Origin of the sequence: Clostridium sp. 001 (assembly GCF_019056555.1) — a bacterium.
In the GTDB taxonomy this organism is placed as follows: domain Bacteria; phylum Bacillota; class Clostridia; order Clostridiales; family Clostridiaceae; genus Clostridium_B; species Clostridium_B ragsdalei.
This window is the reverse complement of the sequence record NZ_CP020473.1, coordinates 4,256,186-4,279,557: the sequence shown is the minus strand read 5'-3', so window position 1 is coordinate 4,279,557 and position 23,372 is coordinate 4,256,186. Positions and strand designations below refer to the sequence as shown.

General features: G+C 30.8%; 20 protein-coding genes and 1 pseudogene. 7 read left to right on the top strand and 14 right to left on the bottom strand.

Features of this window, described 5'->3' with window-relative positions:
• Window positions 1-26: 26 nt before the first annotated feature.
• The gene (locus B5S50_RS19910) at window positions 27-632 is read right to left on the bottom strand and encodes a TraR/DksA C4-type zinc finger protein (protein ID WP_065076528.1); all 606 of its coding nucleotides are present in this window, start codon (window positions 630-632) and stop codon (window positions 27-29) included.
• A 400-nt stretch (window positions 633-1,032) separates the two neighbouring features.
• Entirely contained in the window at window positions 1,033-2,067 is a 1,035-nt protein-coding gene (locus B5S50_RS19905) for a DUF362 domain-containing protein (RefSeq protein ID WP_217302665.1), read from the bottom strand.
• 174 nt (window positions 2,068-2,241) lie between these two features.
• Between B5S50_RS19905 and B5S50_RS19900 the strand changes: the two genes are divergently transcribed.
• Complete coding sequence (locus B5S50_RS19900) at window positions 2,242-3,081, top strand: MerR family transcriptional regulator (RefSeq protein WP_065076530.1); 840 nt, start codon at window positions 2,242-2,244, stop codon at window positions 3,079-3,081.
• A gap of 35 nt (window positions 3,082-3,116) precedes the next feature.
• Here B5S50_RS19900 and B5S50_RS19895 read toward each other — a convergent pair whose 3' ends face one another.
• The 3 genes from B5S50_RS19895 to B5S50_RS19885 all read right to left on the bottom strand — a co-directional run bounded on the left by B5S50_RS19895 (window position 3,117) and on the right by B5S50_RS19885 (window position 7,922).
• Window positions 3,117-5,420 (bottom strand): FIST N-terminal domain-containing protein, encoded by a 2,304-nt coding sequence (locus B5S50_RS19895; protein WP_065076531.1) that lies wholly within the window; start codon window positions 5,418-5,420, stop codon window positions 3,117-3,119.
• A 385-nt stretch (window positions 5,421-5,805) separates the two neighbouring features.
• Window positions 5,806-6,825 carry a molybdopterin-binding protein gene (locus tag B5S50_RS19890; protein WP_217302664.1) on the bottom strand — a complete coding sequence of 340 codons (1,020 nt, stop codon included), beginning with the start codon at window positions 6,823-6,825 and terminating at the stop codon, window positions 5,806-5,808.
• 17 nt (window positions 6,826-6,842) lie between these two features.
• Window positions 6,843-7,922 (bottom strand): XdhC/CoxI family protein, encoded by a 1,080-nt coding sequence (locus B5S50_RS19885; protein WP_217302663.1) that lies wholly within the window; start codon window positions 7,920-7,922, stop codon window positions 6,843-6,845.
• A gap of 606 nt (window positions 7,923-8,528) precedes the next feature.
• On the opposite strand from B5S50_RS19885, the gene B5S50_RS19880 reads away from it, so the two are divergent.
• Window positions 8,529-8,906 (top strand): BMC domain-containing protein, encoded by a 378-nt coding sequence (locus tag B5S50_RS19880; RefSeq protein WP_013238448.1) that lies wholly within the window; start codon window positions 8,529-8,531, stop codon window positions 8,904-8,906.
• A gap of 10 nt (window positions 8,907-8,916) precedes the next feature.
• Window positions 8,917-9,402, top strand: a complete 486-nt coding sequence (locus B5S50_RS19875; protein ID WP_065076534.1) for a EutP/PduV family microcompartment system protein — start codon at window positions 8,917-8,919, stop codon at window positions 9,400-9,402.
• 415 nt (window positions 9,403-9,817) lie between these two features.
• Here the strand turns inward: B5S50_RS19875 and cooS are convergent, their stop codons facing one another.
• Both cooS and B5S50_RS19865 read right to left on the bottom strand, forming a co-directional pair.
• A complete protein-coding gene (gene cooS, locus B5S50_RS19870; RefSeq protein ID WP_065076535.1) occupies window positions 9,818-11,749 on the bottom strand; it encodes an anaerobic carbon-monoxide dehydrogenase catalytic subunit in 1,932 nt (643 codons plus the stop codon).
• A 154-nt stretch (window positions 11,750-11,903) separates the two neighbouring features.
• Window positions 11,904-13,302 (bottom strand): annotated as a pseudogene (locus tag B5S50_RS19865) (amino acid permease).
• A 268-nt stretch (window positions 13,303-13,570) separates the two neighbouring features.
• Here B5S50_RS19865 and sstT point away from each other — a divergent pair.
• The 3 genes from sstT (at window position 13,571) to B5S50_RS19850 (ending at window position 16,417) form a co-directional block, all read left to right on the top strand.
• Window positions 13,571-14,806 carry a serine/threonine transporter SstT gene (gene sstT / locus B5S50_RS19860; protein WP_065076537.1) on the top strand — a complete coding sequence of 412 codons (1,236 nt, stop codon included), beginning with the start codon at window positions 13,571-13,573 and terminating at the stop codon, window positions 14,804-14,806.
• A 249-nt stretch (window positions 14,807-15,055) separates the two neighbouring features.
• Window positions 15,056-15,379: a response regulator transcription factor gene (locus B5S50_RS19855; protein ID WP_242872060.1), complete on the top strand. Its 324-nt coding sequence runs from the start codon at window positions 15,056-15,058 to the stop codon at window positions 15,377-15,379.
• A gap of 159 nt (window positions 15,380-15,538) precedes the next feature.
• A complete protein-coding gene (locus B5S50_RS19850) occupies window positions 15,539-16,417 on the top strand; it encodes a DMT family transporter (protein ID WP_217302662.1) in 879 nt (292 codons plus the stop codon).
• A gap of 57 nt (window positions 16,418-16,474) precedes the next feature.
• Here B5S50_RS19850 and B5S50_RS19845 read toward each other — a convergent pair whose 3' ends face one another.
• Together B5S50_RS19845 and B5S50_RS19840 are read right to left on the bottom strand one after the other, a co-directional pair.
• Complete coding sequence (locus B5S50_RS19845) at window positions 16,475-17,176, bottom strand: DNA alkylation repair protein (RefSeq protein ID WP_217302661.1); 702 nt, start codon at window positions 17,174-17,176, stop codon at window positions 16,475-16,477.
• Between the two features lie 76 nt (window positions 17,177-17,252).
• Complete coding sequence (locus tag B5S50_RS19840; protein ID WP_217302660.1) at window positions 17,253-17,720, bottom strand: methylated-DNA--[protein]-cysteine S-methyltransferase; 468 nt, start codon at window positions 17,718-17,720, stop codon at window positions 17,253-17,255.
• Between the two features lie 257 nt (window positions 17,721-17,977).
• Here B5S50_RS19840 and B5S50_RS19835 point away from each other — a divergent pair, with 257 nt between their 5' ends.
• Window positions 17,978-18,766, top strand: a complete 789-nt coding sequence (locus tag B5S50_RS19835; RefSeq protein WP_217302659.1) for a response regulator — start codon at window positions 17,978-17,980, stop codon at window positions 18,764-18,766.
• A gap of 186 nt (window positions 18,767-18,952) precedes the next feature.
• On the opposite strand, the gene B5S50_RS19830 is transcribed toward B5S50_RS19835, so the two are convergent.
• From B5S50_RS19830 to B5S50_RS19810, 5 genes are all read right to left on the bottom strand, one after another.
• Complete coding sequence (locus B5S50_RS19830) at window positions 18,953-21,184, bottom strand: AAA family ATPase (RefSeq protein ID WP_065076543.1); 2,232 nt, start codon at window positions 21,182-21,184, stop codon at window positions 18,953-18,955.
• On the bottom strand, window positions 21,177-21,737 hold the full coding sequence (locus B5S50_RS19825; RefSeq protein WP_217302658.1) for a hypothetical protein: 561 nt from the start codon (window positions 21,735-21,737) through the stop codon (window positions 21,177-21,179). Before B5S50_RS19825 ends, B5S50_RS19830 begins: the two co-directional genes overlap by 8 nt.
• A 322-nt stretch (window positions 21,738-22,059) precedes the next feature.
• Window positions 22,060-22,329, bottom strand: a complete 270-nt coding sequence (locus B5S50_RS19820; protein ID WP_254306635.1) for an ABC transporter permease — start codon at window positions 22,327-22,329, stop codon at window positions 22,060-22,062.
• A 77-nt stretch (window positions 22,330-22,406) separates the two neighbouring features.
• A complete protein-coding gene (locus tag B5S50_RS19815; protein ID WP_217302657.1) occupies window positions 22,407-23,054 on the bottom strand; it encodes a hypothetical protein in 648 nt (215 codons plus the stop codon).
• Between the two features lie 99 nt (window positions 23,055-23,153).
• The gene (locus B5S50_RS19810) at window positions 23,154-23,369 is read right to left on the bottom strand and encodes a hypothetical protein (RefSeq protein WP_217302656.1); all 216 of its coding nucleotides are present in this window, start codon (window positions 23,367-23,369) and stop codon (window positions 23,154-23,156) included.
• Window positions 23,370-23,372 lie beyond the last annotated feature (3 nt).

Sequence of the window (23,372 nt, the reverse complement as noted above, 5' to 3'; positions counted from 1 at the left end):
TGTCCAAAGTTTAAACTATTGATTTTTTAAGGTAATTGATTCTTATACTCTTGGTTACTTATTCTCTCTATAGGATCAACATATGTTTCATCCTCATCCACATATTCTTCAACTATATTTTTTCTTCTATTAAATTTGTTAACTGATTGGTAACTGTCTTCCATATCAAATTCAACCTGATCGTCGTCTCCATGGTATCCTCTATTCCAGGTGTCCTTGAGGACATCTTCTTCTGGAGGTCTGTTGTTCATTTCATCAGGTTTTGAATTGTCTATACTTTGTTGACAATGAATACAGCGCTGTGCATATGGAAGAAATTCTAATCTATTTAGATCTATTTCCTTACCACACATTTCACATATTCCATAAGTACCCTCTTCAATTTTCTTTAAGGCATCATCTACCTTTTCTATAATAAATTCTTCATTTTTCTGAAAAGCTAGCCCTCTTTCCTTGTCAAATATGCTGCTGGCATTATCTGCTGGGTGATTGTCATAAAAAGACAGTTCTGTAGATAGTTCTGCATTGGATTTTATCGTTTCATTCTTTTCCATCTGCTCTAATAAATCATAAGCTGCATCTTTTTGTGATTTCAATTTATCTTTAAACCTTTGTAATAATTTCTCATCCATAATTATTTACACCTCTCAATTATATTTCAGCATACATATATTTTAACTAAAAAAACGCCATTTATTCTATTACACCTATTTAGCCTTTTAATGGTTTTATGAATGCCAAATATATAATTAAAAATTAAGGGCTTAACTTTAGCACATATAAAATTTTGACCTAATATAAGAAAATTACGACGCAAAGCTTTTGAAAATAACAAAGTTCAAATAACAAAGAACAGATAAAGATGATTTCCATCGTACCTCAGGAAATCTATAATTTTAATATTTCCTGACGTTAGGAAGAAAATTATCCTTATTTGATATTTGAACTTTGAACCTTGTTCTTTAAAAAATTGCTTCGCAAAGTTTTTAAACTGCGAAAGTTAAATTAAGAATTAATAGTTATGGATATCTGTTAATTTATTTCAACAAGTTCATATTTTTTACTACCCAAGCCTATTTTTTCTGCATAATCAAGAGTATACCTGCCCCTTTTAAATACAATTCTATCATTATTTTTATCAAGAACATCAAGGCATGCTTTATCAATAGCTACAGGATCCGTTGAAGCAAAAACTCCAATATCATTTGCTATTGATTTCATATTGTGTCCTTCACAGTCACAATTTTTAGTTATATTAAAAGCAAAGGTTATATAAATATTATTTTTTTCCTTTGCTGCAGCATAAGCATATTCTGCAAGTCTTTCATTAAAAGATTTGGTCATAGATCCAATCCAGCTGTGGTAAATAGCTCCCTGTGGACATATTGCCATACAAGAGGCACATCCAATACACTTGTCTTTATTGATCTTTGCCTTTCTATTTACAGTTATGGCATTTTGAGGGCACTTTTTTGCACAAGCTCTGCAGCCTTTACACTTAAAAAAGTTAATTTTAGGTGTAGAATTTGCATGCTGGGCAAGCTTTCCTCCTCTTGATGCACATCCCATTCCAAGTTGTTTTATGGCACCTCCAAAACCAGCAAGTATATGACCTTTAAAGTGACTTAGGACAATAAGCTGTTTTTTGTTTGCAATTTGTTTTCCTACCTTACATTTGTTAAAATTTTTTTTACTGATTTCAATCTCCTCAAAATCTTCTCCATGTTCACCATCGGCTATTATTATAGGGAGTTCCGTAAACCCATGATCTTTTGCTAGTTTCAAATGCTTTTCTCTTGTAGTTCTTTCACCTCTATAGAGAACATTCGTCTCTATAAATGCACTATCTATGTTATTTTCCTTTAAATAATTTATTATACCAACAAAATTTTTTGATTGTATAAAAGTATTATTACCCTTTTCTCCAAAATGAACCTTGAGAGGTATGAATTTTTCAAGACTTATATGCTCCTCTTCCACTACTTTTCTTAAGAGTTTGCCAGCAGCATCACTTATCTCTTCTGTTTTGGAGTATGAATCAATAGCCTTAAAATAAACTTTTTTCATAGAATAAACCTCCAGCAATAAATTAAATTTTTTATTCTACTAAAAATTATAGCATAGTTTACCCAGCAAATCCCATAATTCAATTTTTGACTCTATCTCTATTGACTTTGACATTATGGTAAAGTTTAAAATATAATTAATCACTTCGAAGGAAATAAATATTAGGAGGTTTTTATGTACACTATAGGACAATTTTCGAAAATTGGAAATGTTTCAACCAAAATGCTCAGATATTATGACAAAATTGGATTGATCAAACCAACTTTTGTTAATCCAGAAAATCAGTATAGATATTATGAAAAGCATCAAGTACAAGACATTCTGAAAATAAATAGGCTTAAAAAATATAAATTTTCATTAGATGAAATAAAACAAATTATTAAGGATAAAAGTAACAGCACTTTAGAAAAATTCTTATCAAAGCAAATAAGTTTATTCGAAACTGAAATACAACAAAGCAACGATATTTTACTTCATCTTAAACATTCAATGGATCAATTGCAGAAAGGCGAGGATATAATGAATTCTAAAAGAAATTTCCATGTTTTAATTGATACTTTAAAAGATACAACAGTTTTAAGCATAAGAGACACAATTTCAATGGACAATATAGGCAACTTAATAGGTAAAGTTTTTGAAAATATTTATAGAAATGGTCTTTCACCCTTCGGAAATATAAGAACTATTTACTACGACCAGGATTTTGATCAAAATTCTGACAATGACTTTGATCACAATAATGCAGATATAGAAGTTTGCATTCCAGTAAACAGACAGCTAAAAACAGATACTGTATCAACTAAAGTTTTAAAAGGCGGCTTATATGTACACACAACTTTTATAGGTCCTTATAGTGAAATCGGTGAAGCTTATGCTGAACTCCTTGACTGGATAAATAAAAATTCCTATAAAATAGCTGGACCTCCTCATGATGAATACATCAAAGGCCCTGATTCTAAATGCAGTCACAATGAATTTGTAACAGAAGTGTATTTTCCAATAAATAAAAAATAATACCTAAAAATATGATGTATAACTTAAATTATACATCATATTTTTCTTCTATCTTTCATCATTCTCTTTTTTTCATACATTCTTTTGTCAGCTATTTTTAAAAGTTCATTAACATCATCTGAATCATCTTTAAACTGAGAAAGCCCATAAGCAAAACTAATCTTTTTTTTGTCCCCATTTAAATTAAAAGGACAATCTTTAAGTGTCTGAGAAGCCCTACTTATAATATCAATAACACTATTCTTATCCTTATTTACAAATACTACGGCAAACTCATCTCCACCAACCCTGGCAAAAATGTCCTCTTCGGAAATTTCTTTTTTGAACATATTTGAAAACTTCGCTAGAATGTCATCACCTACAATGTGCCCATAGGTATCATTAATAACTTTAAGGTTATTTAGGTCTATTATGCATATAATAAAAATACTGCCTGAAATTCTTGCTTTATTCAAAATTTCATCCAACAATTTATTAAAATAGCTCCTGTTATACACTTTAGTTAAGCTATCGTATCTAGACATATATAGAATATTTTCCAGCAATTGAGCATTTTTAAAAGCTATGGCAATATCATAGGACAAATACTTCAGCAGTTTTTTATCATCCTCATTGAAACTTTCTTTCTCATCTGTATTAAATATATCAATAAATCCCTTAACACATCCATCAATACATATGCCACAAGTTAAGAGCTCATAAGGACATTTAACAAATAACTTTTTCCATGAGTTATATTTATCTTTTTCATTAAACAAACCTTTTTCTAGGTTACTTATAACTATAGGATTACATAATTCTTTAATATTCATATTGCGAATTTTATATTGATACAAATCCTTCAATTTATATCCTATTTCTTTTACTTTATCAGGGAAATATCCTTTAGTTGCCTTATAAACTAATTTATCATTTTTCATAAATAAAATGCTTCCCATAGTACCACTTGGAATTACGTCTAATGCCTTACAAAGTATCATTTCAAATAAGCTATCAATTTCACAGGAAGACAACATATGACTATTTATTTCCATAATAGCTTTTGTAGCATTATTCATCTGCTCTACTTTACATTTTTGTTTTTCTAACACATTATTAGCCTCCTGTAATTCCTTTGTAACTTGATTTACAAGATTAGTAAACACTTCAATTACGCCGACATCTTTTCCCTCAAAAAAGCTTTTTGAAGAGTTTTCATTTTCATTATTAGGCATCGGTGCATTTTTATAAAAAGTTTGGTTGCCTTCAGATATTCCCAGTATTGTCATTGTTGTATTTAAAAGTTCATTTGAACGGTTAAAAGTAAAAAATTCACCATAAGTAAAAAATCCAAAAGTTGGGGCAATACTATTTACAGCAGATGTTTCAATGCCAATTTTATTTTGCATAAAATTTCTTCTCACTGAACAGGAATAAATAAAAATTGCTTCAATATTCTTATTTTTTAATCTATTCGCCATTTCTAAAGCTTGAGATGTTATCATATTTACATTTCCATAACCAAACTGGACCTTATCGTTAACTTTAACATCTCCAAGAAAACTCAAAGATCCATCATCATAACACCCAAAAGCCACTCTTGCTAAATAGGTACCACTTCTCTTAATCATTAATGGAAATTCAGTTGCAGACATAGGCAAATCTTTAGCCACTTCATCTCCAAGATATTTTTTGTAAATATCAATTGCCTTAATATTATCTATTGTAAAAACTCTATTATCTAACGCTTTAGTAACAGTCATTACTTTTCCAATAGGTGACCATGAAAAACTTCGTTCTGTTATAATATTTAAACCTTTTCCAGTAAGAGAAGCTGCAGCCACACCATTTTCTGTAATGCCTTCCTTTGTAAATACAAAGGTTTTCTTTAAATATCCATTGTCGCCAGCTTTGCCACCACAAACAATAATCTTATTATTTGCTGATTCTATACCTTTAATAATCTCATGCCCATTTGTAATCAATCCATCAGAAAATAATATAATAGCTTTTGTATCATCTTCACTTAATTCTTTAACAATATTTACTCCTAGCTTATACTCATTCTTATCACTTAAAAGCTTTGCCTTAATTTTTACTTTTTCAAAAATAGAAAACGATATTATTGTAGTTTTACTAAGCACGTTTCCTTCATATATTTCTCCAGCAGTTGTTGCACCTATAATTTCTGCTCTAGGCAACATGGATGTTATTTTATCTGTGAGGTCCCTAATAAATTTCATTTCTATTACTGCTGTAAAAATCTGAATCAAAATATTATCACTATTATTGATATTATTACCGTAAATAAAATGCTGCATTTTTTCAAAATTCTCATATTTTAATTGATATTGTTTCACAGCACTACCCTCCTTATGGAAAAGGGCCAACTTATTATCGCCTACTTTAAATCCATATAAAATATATACTATATATTTTTATTATACTAAATAATATATATAAATTATATATTCTCTTTAAAAGATTTCTACATAATATAATAATTTAACTCAACTTTCGCACATACGAAATTTTTTTAAATAACAAAGTTCAAAGTTCAAATATCAAATAAGGATAATTTTCTTCCTAACGTCAGAAAATATTAAAATTATAGATTTCCTGAGGTACGAGAGAAATCATCTTTATTTGTTCTTTGTTATTTGAACTTTGTTATTTTTAAAAGCTTTGCTTCGCAAAGTTTTTAAACTGCGAAAGTTGAGTAATTTAATTTACTGTCTATGACATCTACTTTCCAAATCCACAATTAGGGAATGAACAAACATCACATGAAAGGCATAAGCCACCATGTCCTAGGCTTGCAAGATCTTCTAGAGTTATCTTATCATCTGCCATAGCTCTTGGAAGAACTAGGTCAAAAATGGTACGTTTTGCATACATTACACAGCCTGGTAATCCTAAAATTGGAATTGTATTTTTGTAATATGATAGCAAAAACATTGCACCAGGAAGCACAGGAGCACCATAAGAAACAATTTTTGCACCTGTATTTTTTATTGCACTTGGTGTTGTATCATCAGGGTCAACACTCATTCCACCTGTGCATATTATTAATTCTGCTCCCTCATTAATAAAGTCCTTGATAGCTTGAGTAATTTCATTTGGGTTATCATTTAAAATCTTTTGTCCTAAAACTTCTGTATCATATTCCGCAAGTTTTTCTCTAATAACCGGACCAAAGGTATCCTTTATTCTTCCGTAAAAAACCTCACTGCCTGTAGTTACAATACCTACTTTTTTATGTTTAAATGGCATAATTTTTATAAGTGGCTTATCTCCTGCAACTTCAACAGCCTTATCCATTTTCTCTTGTTCAATTACAAGAGGAATAATACGTGTACCCGCTAATTTATCACCTTTTTTCACAGGAAAATTATTGTGACGGGTAGCAATCATCATTTCGCCAAGTGAATTGACTTTACAAAGCCTTTCAATGTCAACTTTAAGTACACCATCTTTTTCAGCAATTAACTCAATTTTTCCTTCCTTAATCTCAGAAGGACACATATAATCATTTTTACAAATATTATAAAGAATTTTTGCTGCTTCATTTTCGTGAAGCATTCCTTCTCGTTTTTCCCATATATAGAGGTTCTCTTTTCCTATTGATAATAAAACAGGAATATCTTCTTCAGTAACAATATGTCCTTTTTTAAATGCAACACCTTTTTTTACTCCTTTAATAATTTGTGTAATATCATGACAAAGTACATGACCTACAGCTTCTTTAGTTTTAATCTTTTTCATTGTAATTCAACTCCTCTCTAAATTACCTCTATTAATACCTCCATAGTTCCCCCACAAACCATTCCTTCAGATTCAGCAACATCTCCTGTCATATCCACATGCTCTATGAAAAAACTCCTTTCTCCTGTAGTTTTCCTCATCATTTCTCTTGCCTTTTGCAGCACAGAGGATTCACTGCATCCTCCACCTATAGTTCCGACACTCATACCATCAGGATAAGTGATCATTTTGGCTCCTGCTTTTCTAGGAACTGATCCCTTAGATGAGAGTATAGTTATACATGCTTTAGGTTTTGGTGATTTTTCAGATACATTTTTTAGTACTTCTTTATCAAACTCCGGAATAGCAAAATTTTTACCAAATTTGCTCATAGTTTCTTTATTCTTAAAGTTTATAAGCTGTGCTATTATAGAAATAGCTATTTCATCTGGAGTAATAGCGTTTATATCTATGCCGATTGGAGCATTAACTAATTCTAACTTTTCTTTGGAGAATCCCTCTTCCGATAGCTCCTTTTTCATAGCAGTTACCCTACGCCTTGAGCCTATCATTCCAACGTAACTAAGATCATACTTTAAGACTTTACGTAAAACAACTCCATCATATCTATGACCTCTTGTTACAATAACTATATAATCAGACTTTTCCAAATTAATTAAATCGAAGGATTTCTCAAAGCTTTCACAAATGACTTTTTCTGCTTCAGGAAATCTTGGTTTATTTGCAAAGAAAGGCCTATCATCTATAACTGTAACAGAAAATCCCACTCTTGATGCAAATTCTGTTACTGGCTTTGCTATGTGTCCACCACCAAAAACAACTAAACGTGGTTTAGGAACAAATGGTTCAATTAAAACATTCTTATTTTCTCCTATCTCAACCATTTCAAGTTTGCCGCTTTCTAAAGAATTGCATATTTTTTCATAAATATTATCATCAACTGGGAAAGACTTTTTTTCTATACTTTCTTTAGTTAGAATAACTTTTTTTATAATAGAACCTTCTTCTGTACTAAGTAAATCAATATAAGTTAATATTACACATTGATGTCCCTTGTCTACTTCATTTACTAATTGTTTATATATGTCTTCAAACATTTTTTTACCTTCTATCTAAAAAAATTTTTAATAGCAAAATACGTTTACATCCCCTTGTAACTACATCTGCAATTCCCAATTTCAATCATATTCATACTGAGAATTACAGATGCTTTAATAATGGTGAAATATTTAATGTTATTATTTATTGTAAGCAATATGTATGCCACTGCCCAAAGTATCCAAATTAGGTAGTTTTTTTATGTCACTTATTATAAGTGTGTTCATTTTTAGATCAAAATAGTCAAAAAATAGTGTTCATTTTTTGACTATTGATCGTTTTTTGAACGTGCTTTAAGTTTTTATATTTCTGTGAATTTATTAAACACTCAACTTTCACAGTTTAAAAACATTGCGAAGCAAAACGAGTAGTAAAAAGCTTAATCAAAGATTTTTTGTAGTGTAACGGGAAAAAATCCACATTAACTATTAATTCTTCATTCTTAACTATTAATTAGAAATATATTTTCTCCCACTGTAATGCATATGCCATGTATAGCCTAAAAATGCCTGGTTGACAATTGTACATCAATGCTTTATTATTAAAATGTTATAGCAAAATAGGTCGAATTTAGTAGCAAAATACGTCGAAAAGGAGGTTATTACATGGATTTACAAAATATGATAGAGCATGAAGGTAAAATGAGAATTATACAAGAAACTGTTCCAGGTAAACAAATTACCCTTGCACATATAATTGCTGGTCCTGACAATATTATATATAAAAAATTGGGCCTAAATCCTAATATTGATTATGGAAAAGCCGCTATTGGAATCATGACTATGACTCCTAGTGAAACTGCAATTATTGCGGCAGATATAGCTACTAAAACTGGCAACCTAGATTTAGGATTTGTAGACAGATTTAGTGGTACCTTAATTATAACAGGCGGAATTTCTGAAGTTGAGTCTGCTGTAAAATCAATTATTGACTATTGTAAAGAATTTCTTGGCTTTACAACATGTGAAATGACAAGAACGTAGGTGATCATACATGAAAAAATTAATTTTGTTTGGCAGGAGCGAATGCGGAAAAACTACTTTAACCCAAACTTTAAGAGGGCAAGAAATCTCTTACCACAAAACCCAATATATTAATAATTTTGATGTAATTATTGACACCCCAGGGGAATATGCAGAAAATAGATCGTTAGCAAGTGCTCTTGCTATATATTCTTATGAAGCAGATGTAGTAGGTCTATTGCTTAGTGCTATAGAACCTTATTCCATATATCCCCCTAATATTAGACCTCTTGTAAACCGTGAAGTTATAGGTATAGTAACGCAAATAGACCGACCTAATGCTAATCCAGATCGAGCAGAGGAATGGTTAAAACTTGCTGGATGTAAAACAATTTTTCGCATAAGTTCTTATACAAAAAAAGGAGTATGGAAAATTTTAAATTATCTTCGGGAGGACGGAGACATTTTACCCTGGGATAATGAGGATGATTTTATAGCTCAATTTACAGCCCAATAAAAAGTCATTTTCATAAATTTGAATGAACTCCCTTTCTATTTAATACATACACACAAACATATTTTTGTTTTTTAAGTTCCTGAAGCTAAGATTCAGGGTTAAAAATGGACGGCTATTATTTTTAGCCGTCCATTTAATAAGGCATTTGAAAGAAAATAACAAGTCAAAGATGCGACGAATATTTTTTTATCCGATGACTAACCCGCTCTAATACTCACACTTTCCCAAGTGTGAGTAAAGAGCGGCTATGTCCCTGGATAACAATTCCTAAGCATCAGGTGCCAAGAACTTTGTTTATCAGACAAGGAGACAGGTTCCGCAGATAGTGAATCCTATCTAAGGGTTCTACCGACGCAGTATGATAAAAAATGGGCTAGCATACTGACTAGTTACTTCTTTGAAAATGCCTAATGCCTTATAACTCCAAACCCTTTCTTTTACTTAATATATGTGCTTCAATATTATCAGCTGCCTCTTTTGGATTATCTCCTAATGCAACTTTACCTCCTGTTAAGCTCTCTACATCCTCAGTAAGAAGCTTTACAAGCTGTTCTGCGCCTGTTAGAAATGGAGTTGGAGATAAATGTGTATATGTCCCATAGGCTACTGCAAATAAACCATCTATAGTAGCTTTTTGTTCCATCCACTCAGGAGCCGTTACAGCAATAGGAAGATCTGGTATATCTACATCAAGGTAATTAGCAAGTTCTGTAACAAGCATGGATATTCTTCCCGTATCTGTACAAGTTCCAAAGCTTAGAACTGGAGGAATCTTTAGCATATTGCATACTTCTTTTAGTCCTTGGCCAGCCATGTTTATTGCATCTAGGTTGCACAGCCCTGCTACTTCAAGAGCATGATTGCCGCACCCACCAGCCACAACTAAAATATCCTTTTTAATCAATTCCTTTACCAGGTTAACTGTATTCCAATCTTGAGGACCATTTCTTAGAGTTGAACAATTTGCCAAAGCCACAATTCCTTTAATCTTCCCTGCCTTAATAACATCAACAAGTGGATCAAGCTTATTTCCTAAAGCTTTTAAAACTGCTTCAGTAGAAAACCCTGCTATTGCTTTCTGTGTTATTTTAGGAACCTTTGGTGTAATGTTATCCTTTCTCTTTTTAAAATTTTCAATGGCCAAATCAATCAATTTATCAGCCATTTCACCCACTTTTTCAGGATTATATGGAATCATATGATTTAACCCCGGAATACCTATAATAGTACTTACACCTACTAAAGTTACCTGATACTTTTCAGCATAATGATCTATTGCAGGTGGAGAACAGTTTTCTTCCATTGCAAGAACATCAACTGTACCTGTAGCAAGAAGTGGTTCTATAGATAGCCAATCTCCCATTAAACCTACAAATACATCATCTACCTCAAATCTTTGTAATAATTCCTGTCCTGTTTCAATTGACCCAACTATTCTAAGCCCTTTTGCACCAGCTGCCTTTGCTCTTTCCTGTATCTGCTGCATCTTTGCCTTTTGAATAGTAGCAACACCAGCCCAAGGTTGATGTCCATTAAATACAATATTTATATACTCTGGATCCATAATTCCTAAGTCCACATTTACCTCATGGGGTGTAGGCGTGCCAAAAAGTATATCCTGAGCCATTTCAAGTCCTATTTGTGCTGTATAGATAGTTGACAGACCTAGCCGCAGCGCTTTTTTAGCTAATGATACATAATCCCCATCAACATTTGTTAAACAACTTGCTACTGCATTTTGCTCTTCGTGAACTACTCCTGAAGGATAAATTCCAAGATCTTTCCAAACTTTTTTTCTCTTTCTTGGTGAAAACACATCTACCATAACACTAGGTTCTTCTACATCTTTACCCATCTCAGCTTCCAAAAAATTTGCCAGATTCACTGCCATTTTATTGGTATCTCCGCTTGTATTAATTCCGACTTTCTGGCACATCCATTTGAGTTTATCCACATCTTTAATTGTAAATGGAGTCTTGCCTTCTCCAGTTTCTCTTAATGTTCTAAAGGCTTCATATGCGTGATGGCTATATGTACCAGCTCCCATTATGTTTTTAAGTAACATATTTCGCATTGCCATGGCATCTGGGCCAATACCACAAACACCTTTTTTCTGTTCTCCTTTAAGATTAATTCTGCAGGGACCTTGAGAACACAATTGACAGCTTAATCCTTCTAGGCAAAACTTACATCTAATTTTTTCTTGAGAGGACCATCTGTCAAATACGTTTGACATACCATCTTCCCTGATTCTTTTAAGCATTTCTTCCACAGAATCGTGATAACTAACTCTCCCTTCTGTTCTTTCTCGTATAGTTTCATTTTTTTCTAGTGTAGTTTGACTCATATAAAGCTCCTCCTATTTTAATATTTGTGCTGATGGATATTATACAATATTCCATATCTTATCTTTTATAGTTTTTCTAGTAAAAAGATATTTATACATAACAAAAGCACCATCATGAATGATAATACCCATGATGGTGCTTGCATTATTTTGTTTATTTAGTTTCTAATTTCTCATCTTCAAATTCTTCTACTTTCAGAGGAGTCCGCTTGTTAATGCCAAAAACAAAATAGCCAATAGTAACGATGACGCAGAACACCGCACCAACAAGTAAGGACATCTGAGTATCGGAGTTAAAGCACATGCCAATTAAAACTAGGAAAAGATACCCTACTACAATGTAGTTAGCATATGGGAAAAACTTTGATTTAAAAGGATGCCCTGCCATTTCGGCTGCATGTTCTTCTCGAAATTTTATTTGACTAATGCACAAAACAATCCAAGGAACCATGCCCGGAAGAACGCTGGCACTATATATAAACAAATAATTTAGAATTTGGACATATATAATTTAAAGCCACGCAGACGAGCAAACAAGCTAAAGTTACTTTAATAGCATTCGCTGGTACACCATCTTTAGTTACCTTACCAAGGAATTTAGGAGCTTGTCCATTTTTTGACAAGGTATAAAGCATACGACCGCAGCTGTAAATTCCACTGTTACAACCAGACATTGCTGCTGTTAGTACTACAAAATTGACGATTCCAGCAGCAGCAGAAATCCCAATCTTAGCAAAAGTCAGTACAAATGGACTGCCAAGAGCACTGATTTTATTCCATGGATAAATAGTTACGATTACAAATATAGCACCGATATAAAAAATCAATATACGCCAAATGATATTTTTCGTTGCTTTTCTTAATGTGTTTTTTGGGTCCTGTGCTTCTCCTGCTGTAATGCCGATAAGTTCTACACCCTGATAAGATGCCGTTACCAAGCATAAGGCAAATAACCAACCTTTCCAGCTGCCGGCAAAGAAGCCTCCGTTTGCTGTAAGGTTTGCTAACCCAATAGCTTGACCGTGGTTACCAAAACCAAAGAAAATCAATCCAAATCCGATTATAAGCATAGCTACAATCGTGACAATCTTAATTAAAGAAAACCAAAACTCAAATTCACCATAAAACTTAACTGAAGTCAGATTAGCAGCAGCAAGAATGGCCACACCGATTAAAGCTGGAATCCAGGCTGGTAAAGCTGGGAACCAATAATGCATATAAATGCCTAAAGCAGTAACTTCCGACATACCGACAGCTATCCACATAAACCAATAGCACCATGCTGTCATATATCCAGCCCAAGGACATATATATTTATTTGCATAATTTGCAAAAGAACCCGTCAATGGTTCAAGGTACAGCATTTCTCCCATAATTCTCATAACTATATACATGGCAATGCCGGCTACTCCATAAGCCAACAGTACCGATGGTCCGGCCCATTTGATCGTACTAGCTGATCCCATGAACAAGCCTACGCCAATTGTGCCACCTAAAGCAATTAATTCAATATGACGAGCTTTTAGTCCACGTGTTAATTCTTTTTCTTCCACTTGAAATATCCCCTTTCAAAAATGTGTACTAATAAATCAGTCCTTTTTTACTAACGCCTATTTATTATTCTGCAAACAATATTTTATCATAGTTCTATGCTTTTTTTTAATTTGTCAAAATTTTTTTAATTTGTCAAAACTCCATCTGATGCCAAGAACTCTGTTTATTTATAAGCCTTGTTCATAAGCTTTGTGACTTCACATTAGACAAGTTTCATGATAAAATTGTATAGTTGGACTTTATAATTAACTTTAGGAGGAAATTTTTATGAAAGAACTACTAAACAAGTGGAATCAATTAAGCTTAGTAAAACGAATAATCATTGGCTTGATTATAGGTATTATATTAGCTATAACAATTCCACAACAAGCAAAACCCATCGTAATTTTAGGCTCCTTGTTTGTAGGCGCCTTAAAAGCCATAGCACCTATATTGGTATTTTTCTTAATTATGTCAGCCATCTCTCAACATAAGAGTGGCCATGAAACTAATATGAAATCCATTATATTCCTTTATCTTATAGGAACATTTTCAGCTGGACTCGTTGCAGTTATTATAAGTTTCATGTTTCCGGTTACCTTAACACTAGCAAAAAGTGCAGAGAACGTTTCTCCACCAGGTGGCGTTGTAGAAGTCCTTAAAACCCTATTGATGAATATTGTTGATAATCCTGTGAAAGCCCTTTCTACTGCCAATTACATAGGGATATTATCTTGGGCAATATTCTTTGGATTTGCTCTAAAAAATGCGTCTGATTCTACAAAAACTATAATTGCTAATTTTTCAGATGCAACATCAACAATAGTTAGATGGGTCATTAATCTTGCCCCACTTGGAATAATGGGTCTTGTATTTGATTCCATTTCTACAAATGGAATTACCACCCTACTCGGCTATGGAAAATTACTTATAATTCTAATTGGTTGTATGATATTTGTAGCCCTTGTTGTTAATCCACTCATAGTATTCTTAAATATTCATAGGAATCCATATCCACTTGTATTTAAATGCTTAAAAGAAAGTGGTATTACAGCATTCTTTACTAGAAGCTCAGCTGCAAACATTCCTGTAAATTTAGGCTTATGTGAAAGACTTGGATTGGATAAGGACACATATTCTGTATCTATTCCATTAGGTTCCACTATAAATATGGCAGGTGCTGCTGTTACCATTTCTGTTTTAACCCTAGCAGCAGTTCATACTCTTGGTATCACAGTTGATATAGGTACAGCATTTATCTTAAGTGTACTATCTGCTGTCTGCGCCTGTGGTGCTTCCGGTGTTGCTGGTGGTTCACTATTACTAATTCCTGTAGCATGCAGTTTATTTGGAATACCAAATGATATCGCTATGAAAGTAGTTGGCGTAGGATTTATAATAGGTGTTTTACAAGATTCTTGTGAAACAGCTCTCAACTCATCTACAGATGTACTTTTTACTGCCACAGCGGAATTTGCTAAAAGGCGTAAGGAAGAGAAAAAAGAACTTGTTGCTTACAAGTAGTATTTAAAATCTATTAAAGCCTGCTATAACAATATATTATCTGTATAGTAGGCTAATTTATTTCTGTTTTTTTCAGTAAAAGTTTTATTTTCTTTTCTATTAATTTTTTCAAAGTTCTCTCCTTCTAAATAAGGTTAGTTCTTCTCCTTCAAGTTTCAGTAAATCTTTGCCTCTCATCCTTATCTTTCCTAAGCTTGGATACGATAACATTTATTTTTTACAGTTTAAAATGGTGTTAAATGCACAAAAATGCTTAAAGCTTTATATCCTCAAATTATAATCTTGATTTTGACTACATTTAATGATGTTGATTACATTATTGAAGCATTAAATTATGGTGCTTCAGGTTATATATTAAAAGACATTGAAGGTGATGAACTTATAAAAGCAATAAATGATGCTTACAAAGGCTCAATGATGCTGCCTTCAACTCTAGCTAAAAAACTTGTTCAAAGTCTTTCGTCAAATCCAAAGTTTAAACCAATTGAAAAAAAGTTGTTGCTGATCTTTCAGAAAGAGAAACTGAAATCGCTAAAATGTTGTCTATGGGCTTTAATAATAAACAAAAATTAGCTGTTTCTATGGCAAGAAAGCTGAATTGTCGTCTTTGGTAAAAATTTTAAAATTGCCTTATTAAGTTATGGTATTTCTGTTATAACAGTTTTAAATTTATGCTATAATATGTATGGCTTTTTTAAGTCTTTTTATTGACATCCAAAAGGAGGACAAATTTTGAATAATTACAAAGGAATAGCTTATGCTCTTTTATCATCAACAGCATTTGGGATTATGCCTATTTTGGCTAGAATTGCATATTTCAATGGTTCTAATCCAACCACCGTATTACTATTTAGATTTTTAATTTCAACATTAATATTATTTTTGTACTTAAACTTCAATCACATTAATATTAACTTAAAAAAAGGACAGGTACTGTTACTTATATCCATTGGTATTACTGGATATACTATAACAACTCAAGCTTTATTTATATCTTATAATTACTTAGGTGGTGGCCTTGCAACTACTTTGCATTTTATATATCCAGTTGTAGTTTGCATAGCAGGTTTTATATTTTATAAAGATAAAATGAGTACTAAAAAAATTATATCCCTATTACTTGCTGCAACTGGTATTTACACATTAGTTGGTTTTAAAAATAATACTATAAATATTTTAGGAATCTCCTTAGCTCTATTTTCAGGTTTTTCCTACGGGCTTACACTAATTGCCCTTAATTTAAAATCCATCAGGTCTTTAGATAATAGGGTTACTACTATGTATCTTTGTCTAGGTTCAACAATAGGTACAGCTTTATGTGGGCTGTTTAACAAAACTATAGCTTTAAACTTTAATTTTAAAATTGTAGTTTGCTATTTAGGAATTTCTGTAGTTTCAACTATATTATCAATAATTTTACTTCTAAAAGCTATAGAACTAATAGGAGTATCATCTTCATCCATACTAGGAACTTTCGAACCTATAGTTAGTGTATTGTTAGGTGTATTGTTTCTCAATGAGCAAATGTCATTTGCAATATTGGTTGGAAGCGCACTTATACTAATTTGTACAATTGTATTAGCAAAAGATAAATGCGTAAGTTCTAATTAGAAATTTAACTTGTATATGAAAAAGACACCCATTAACAAAAATTGGTGTCTTATTATTTCATTTACGTTTCATGCTTCGAATAATCACTTTTGCATCTTCTCCAACTCTCAAGGACTCCACTATTTTTTGAAGTGCCTTATTATATGTAAAATTATCTAATGTATTATTTTTCAAATATTCCATTGTTTTTTCTGGGAATTTAATATAACAAGTAGAAATGGCCCAGGCAACAGCCATTTTAACATAATAACCTTTATGCTTTACTTTATCTAATGATTCCAGCACCTTATCAAGGTAATTCTCCTTTATATAAAAATCAAGAAGCATTACAACAAAGAAACGGACTTCAAATTCTTTTTCAGAAGATGCATAAGGCTGTAAATACTCCCATACACGCTGCATATTGGACTTTGTAAATTTTAATCCACTACAAAAGCTGTCACAAACACCCCAATTATCAATTTTAGGGACAAAATTTGTAATATATCTTAACCTTTCTTCAATATCAGTTCTCACACACCCAATTACTATTCCCTGAAGCATAACTTCTTCATAGTATTCATTCTGTGCAGTTTTTATATAAGTACGCCAATCTCCTTTAGCTATTTCTCTGGCAAGATCTCTTAAAAGTGGAAGTCTTACTCCTACAATATTGTCATTGTCAGGGCACAAATTTTCTTGAAATTTCTTATATTCATTATCCGCCAATTCAAAAATTTTTTCTCTTATCGCCTTTTTATACAAATCATTTTCACTCATACCAATTTCCCCCATTACTAGAAAAATAACTTGCAGAAGTTCATATAATTTCACAGTTAAAGAACTTCAACCTTAACTATCTGCAATTTTGCTTCTCTATTCCTAAAAGTTTTTCTTTTATATGTAAACCACCTGCATAGCCAACTAATTTGCCATTTGAACCTATAACACGGTGACATGGAATACATATGGGAATAGGGTTCTTATTGTTTGCCATGCCAACAGCACGACAAGCCTTTATATTTCCTATATTTCGGGCCACATCTTTATAACTAAATGTTTCACCGTAGGGAATCTCCTTCAGTGCATTCCATACTTTCTTTTGAAATTCCGTACCCTGTGGTTCCAGAGGCAAATCAAATTTTTTTCTTTTTCCATCCAAATATTCTTGGAGCTGATTACCTGCATTTTTCAATAAATATGTTTCATTTATATATACATCTTGAAAATTCATTTTTCCAAAACTTATATGAGTAATGGCCTTTCCATTTTCAACAATACCTATTTTACCAATTTTCGTTTCATAATAAAATCCATTATTCATGACACTTCCTCCATATTTTTTCTTCTCTTTAATAATATAACTTTATTATAAGTATTTTTAAAACCTATGTAAAACATATTAATTATTTCCTATATATCTACGATAATATACTTAATAACGTGGTTATCAATGAATCTTACTTAGTGGGAAAAGCAAATATCCCAAATCTTTGATTTAAAGTGAATCGCTTTCACAACATACGTGGGAGTGTTCCAGTAGGTATCCATCAGATAAATATTCTCCAAGGGGTGAAGTATATGCATACTGTTCTACATATTGAAGAAAGTGAATTTTTTTGTAATATTGTAAAAAATACCTTAGTAAAAGGTAACTATTCCTATATATCCGCTGATAATTTCAATGAAGCTTATAAAATACTACAGGATTCCAATATAGATATTATTATAACATCTCTTTATGCAAAAGGAGGTTCTATAGAAAATTTTCTTAAGGATATAAATTACAGCAATAAAAAAGATATCCCCATATTTGTTGTAACAAGTAATGCAATTGATGAAACAAAGAAAAAGCTTCTGAACTTAGGTGTAACTGATTATATTTTAAAAAAGGATTTAAATGAACAAATTGTTCAACGTATAGATTCCGTATTTCAATCAGATGAATATATGGAAGATTTAAAGGAAGCAAAAATTGCAATTATAGACGACAGTAGTTTCGATTCTTTAATTGAAAAAGACCTATTTAAAAGATATAACATAAATAATGTGGATTCCTATAAATCTAGTAAGGATTTACTGAAAAGCAATAAAAAATATGATATATATTTAGTTGATATTATATTAGAGAATGAGTTTGGCCAAAATTTAATCAGAGACATACGAAAGTCCAATCTAAAATCTTCTATAATAGCTGTTACATCCCTAGACAATCCTAAAACCCTTGCAGCTATTTTGAATTGTGGTGCTGATGATTTTATAACTAAACCTATAAACGAACAGTTGTTTATATCAAAATTGAAGTCTAATATTAAAACTTATACTCTTAATAAGCAAGTCAAAAATATATTTAAAGAAATGAAAAAATAGCCCAGCCAAAATATGGCTTCTACAATCTAAAAGACATGTAAATTATTTTATGTATTCTCTTTCCCTATATTTGCTGTCTTGTCATATAAAAAAACTATGTTAGGTTATAACCCTAACATAGTTTTTTAATTTAGAGCCATCATAGTTCTGATACATAAAAGCAATTATGTTTATCTAGAGCTACTACTAAAATTCTTTATACACTGTTGTAGTTTTTATTTCGTTTGTTAATTTTTGTATTGCTTTGTTAAAACTTTCAAAAGTAATAATACTATTTTTGCCTTCTTTCGGGTTTAACTTTTCTATTCTAGCACTTTCCCTAATTATATCTAAAACGTCTTTCTTACTTACCAGTTTTTTTTCTTGAATCTTATCACTTAACCAAATTATAAATTCTTTAGAATATTTAGTTGAGTCTATTCTTTTACAATATATCAAATTACTTCCCACAAGAATTTTAGACGAAGCATCATATATACTAAGTTTTTCTTTTTCAATAACATTTTTTACAATTTCATCGTTACTATAAATACCATTAGCATACTTTGAAATTTGTTGAAAAATTTGTCTTATATTATCGATTAATACATCCTGATTTAAATAACGCCATGATAAATTTAACATATTTGCTTTTACTGATTTTAAATCATCTTTATATTTTTCATATTCTTCTTCATTAAATACTAATTTAAATTGAAATTTGTCATTTAAGTTTAAAATTTCAATAATTATTAATACTAATTCAATTTTAATATTATCTGCTACTTTGCTAAATCTATATTTTAAAATGTCATTTATATTAATATTTAAATATATTCTTTTTACATTTGATTTTTCTTCAATTGAATCAAGTATACTGCGAAAATTAGTTACTATACTTTTCAAGTAGTCTTTTTCATTTTTAACCCCAACATCTAAACGTTGAAAATAGTTTTCAAAATCCATTTCTATATTATGCTCTTTTTGTGGTTCAATATAATTATTACAATTAACTGCTGCTATTGCCAAAATGTTAGTAATTGCAGTAATAAGTGGCTTATTACTATTCGATAGCATCATTAATTCAAAATCATAAACCTTAAACTCAAATAAATTCTCTTTATAACCACCTTCATTTACTATATCTTTTAGTTTAATCTTATTGTTTTTTACAATTATATAATTGCTTTTATTGTTAAATTTTGACTCATCATTTGTAAGTATTTTACTAAAGTACTTTCCTTGTTCTAAATCATCTAAAATTTTATCTGATTTTTCTTTGTTAATTCTTATCCAGTTAGCGTTGAACTTATTAACTTCATCTTCCAATATAAGTTCGCTTATACACTTAAACTTATTTAGCCTATCCTCTAAAGGATACTTAGTTGCTACTGCAACAGCAGAATCGTATTCTATACCTATAAATTCCTGTTCTATATTAATTTCATCAAAAAATTGTCTAGCCTTTCTCTTACCTTCATCTGTTACATCTATTCTTGAAAATACTACTGTACATTTTTTTCTATCCTCAATAATATCTAAAATTAAGTTAATGCCATTAACATTTTCTTTATTAGGATAAGCAAACAAAATTATTTCATCTGCAATTTCTCCAATTGACAATGCTCCCCAATTATTTATACCTGTTCTTGAATCTATTAATGCATATTCTATCCCGTATTTATCTTGCAATTCATTTATTAAATTTTTTATATATTGATTTTCACTAATTCTTCTTTCCTTAAGAGATTCCAACATCTTTACATACTTTTTGTTTATATTACCAGCTGGTACAATATAAACATCACCTTTAGTATTTAATGAAAGTTTTGATACAATTGATGATACTTCTATTTTTTCTAAATTATATAATTTATTATATAAATAATTAACTAATCCATTTTCCGTTTGAATATCATCACTAAATATGTCATTAAAACTAGGTGCCTCTATATCCATATCTATTAAAGCTACTTTTTTTCCCTTAGCTGATAATAAATTCGCAGTTTGTACCAATGCAACAGTTCTTCCCACTCCACCTTTGTATGAATAAAATGATATTACTCTTGTCGCTTCTAATCTTTTATCATTTTTAACGCTATTTTCATTATTATCTATAATATCTCCAAAACTTGCTGTAACTTTACTCTTTTTATATGGCTTTTCTATTCCAAGAAAATCTGCCTCCTCTAGACTATAAATATTACAAAACCCAAGATATATTTTTTCAGCTTTACTTAAAGTTTCATTAAATGAATTTATATTATTTTTTATAAAGTTACTGCTCTCATCAGTTTTTTCATCTATAGAAGTAACTACGTCAACATCTATCCTATTTATATTTACCTTATCCACACTAACCCATTCATTTTCTTTATTTTTAACAAAATGCTTTTCTAAGATATCTTGGATTTTTTGTCTAATGTCTAATTTACTCATCCATCCTCACCTCGATATTTTTAGTGTTTTCTATTAACCATTTTAATAAACTTTTAAAACTTTCGTTCCATTCAATAAACAATTTATCTAACCTATCAACACTTTCTGGAGCTATATATCTTAGATCTATAAATCCATTTTTTGATTCCTTTCTAAGCGGATCTTGAACTACTTTTACATCTCTTAAAATCTTAATATTTGATGTAATTAATTCATTTAAAAAATCTATAGATCTAATTCCACCTTCAATTGCATGACCTGGATTTTCAGTACAAATATAATTTTTATATTTATTTTTACGCATATTTCCTTGTTTAATTATATAATTAAATCCATCCATTGTATACCATAAATTTCCACTACTGTTACACTTCTTTGCACCACTAATTTGCACTAATATATGTTTTATGTATGTTTCAATCACAATTCCACCCCAATGCATTAGTAGTATTTTAGGTACGTCTTCTAATTTATTTATTTGCATATATTCTTTAAGTCTGCTTTTATAAGTTAGATAAAAATTTTCTAAATCTTTAAATCCCTTATTATCCATCTCCATCTCCCGATACTATATGTATTTATAGTTAATTATAGCATATTGTATATGATATAAAAAAGGTATAAAAATAAGCTGTAGAGGATAAATGCAAAATCATCCGCAAGTTACAACTACATCTTTATTTGATTTTGAAGAAAGCGTATATGACACATATCTTGCAACTTCATCATCATTATGTCCTAAAAAAAACACAACTTACCACGTTATATCCAACGATAAAAGGGATTTCACGGGAGCATATAAAATATATTGCTTTGTATAAGTTATTTATAGATCTAATATTTAACTATTCTCGCCTATTTTCAGCTTTTTCTAATTATTGAATCGTTTCTTTTTTAAGTCTCCACATGGATAGAGCAAAGCTCCCGCAGCACATCACTGCAAATAATAAAATTACAGGTAAAATATCAAAAGCCCTAATTGTATCTCCAAATATTAATTTACGTAAAGCATTGATAACATGTGTAAATGGATTAAGCATTACAGTTATCCTAAGTCCTCCATGCAAACTTTCTAAGGGAAAAAGAGCTGTACTCAAGAAAAAGATAGGCACTATAATTGCAGTCATTATTGTTTCATATATCACCTCATTCGCTAGAAAAAGACTAATTGAATAGGCAAGACCTGACAAAAAAATGCTGTCATGAATATTATAAGTATCACTTATAAATTAGATAAAATAATCTTTTCTTTAGTAAGCAGTAATGAAAAACTCCATACCAAAATCCACATGATAAATGTTACTCCTAAATAAATCAATGAAAAGCTCCAAGATGCAAGATTAATAAAGCCAATTGTAGAACAAATGGGAATACCAATAATCAGACCAAATCCAATCAAATAGGAAGGTGCTATAGCTGCCTCCGGTGATTTAATCATAGATATCTGTATAGTAAATTTTGTTAGTTCATAACAAAACATGGGAGTTATCACAAATACAGAAAGCAAAAGAGTCATTGGAAAATAAAAAAAACCATAGTTTGAAATAGTTAAACTAAAGTTCACTACTATCATAACTATAAGTGGTGATAAGATAGCTATAATAAAGCCGGGTAAAAAAATGGCAAAACTTTTTCCTTTTACAATTTCCTTTGGATTTAACGGAGTTGCCAAAAGATTTTCTATTGTTCCATTAGTTTTATCTCTCACTAAAGGTACGGTAGTGAAAAGAGGTATATTTACAATTGGTGGAATTAGAGCAAGCAATAAAAGGGTATTATTCAAAGTAAGTTCAAATGTATTACTATCTTGAGTAGATGACAGAAATCTTACACACGCTGCAATAGTGATAAGAATAAATACTACTAACAATATTAATCATTAGCGCAGCTATACCAGACACAAAAATGATACCAATAGCCCCAGCATCCATAACTTTCCCAATGAGGCCAACAAGGTTCATAAGTAAACTTAAGCAAAAATATACAATAGGTAAAGCAATATAAGTACATACAGTAATACATTGATTTTCCCCGATTCAATAGCAGGGTCAATTACGGATTTAATTCCAATCATTCCAATTACTGCAGTACATATGAGCGCAATTCCAAAATAAATACTTACTAGTGATACTGACTGCAAATTGTTCTTTAGATTAGCATTTATTATTGAACATATTTTTTTCATAAT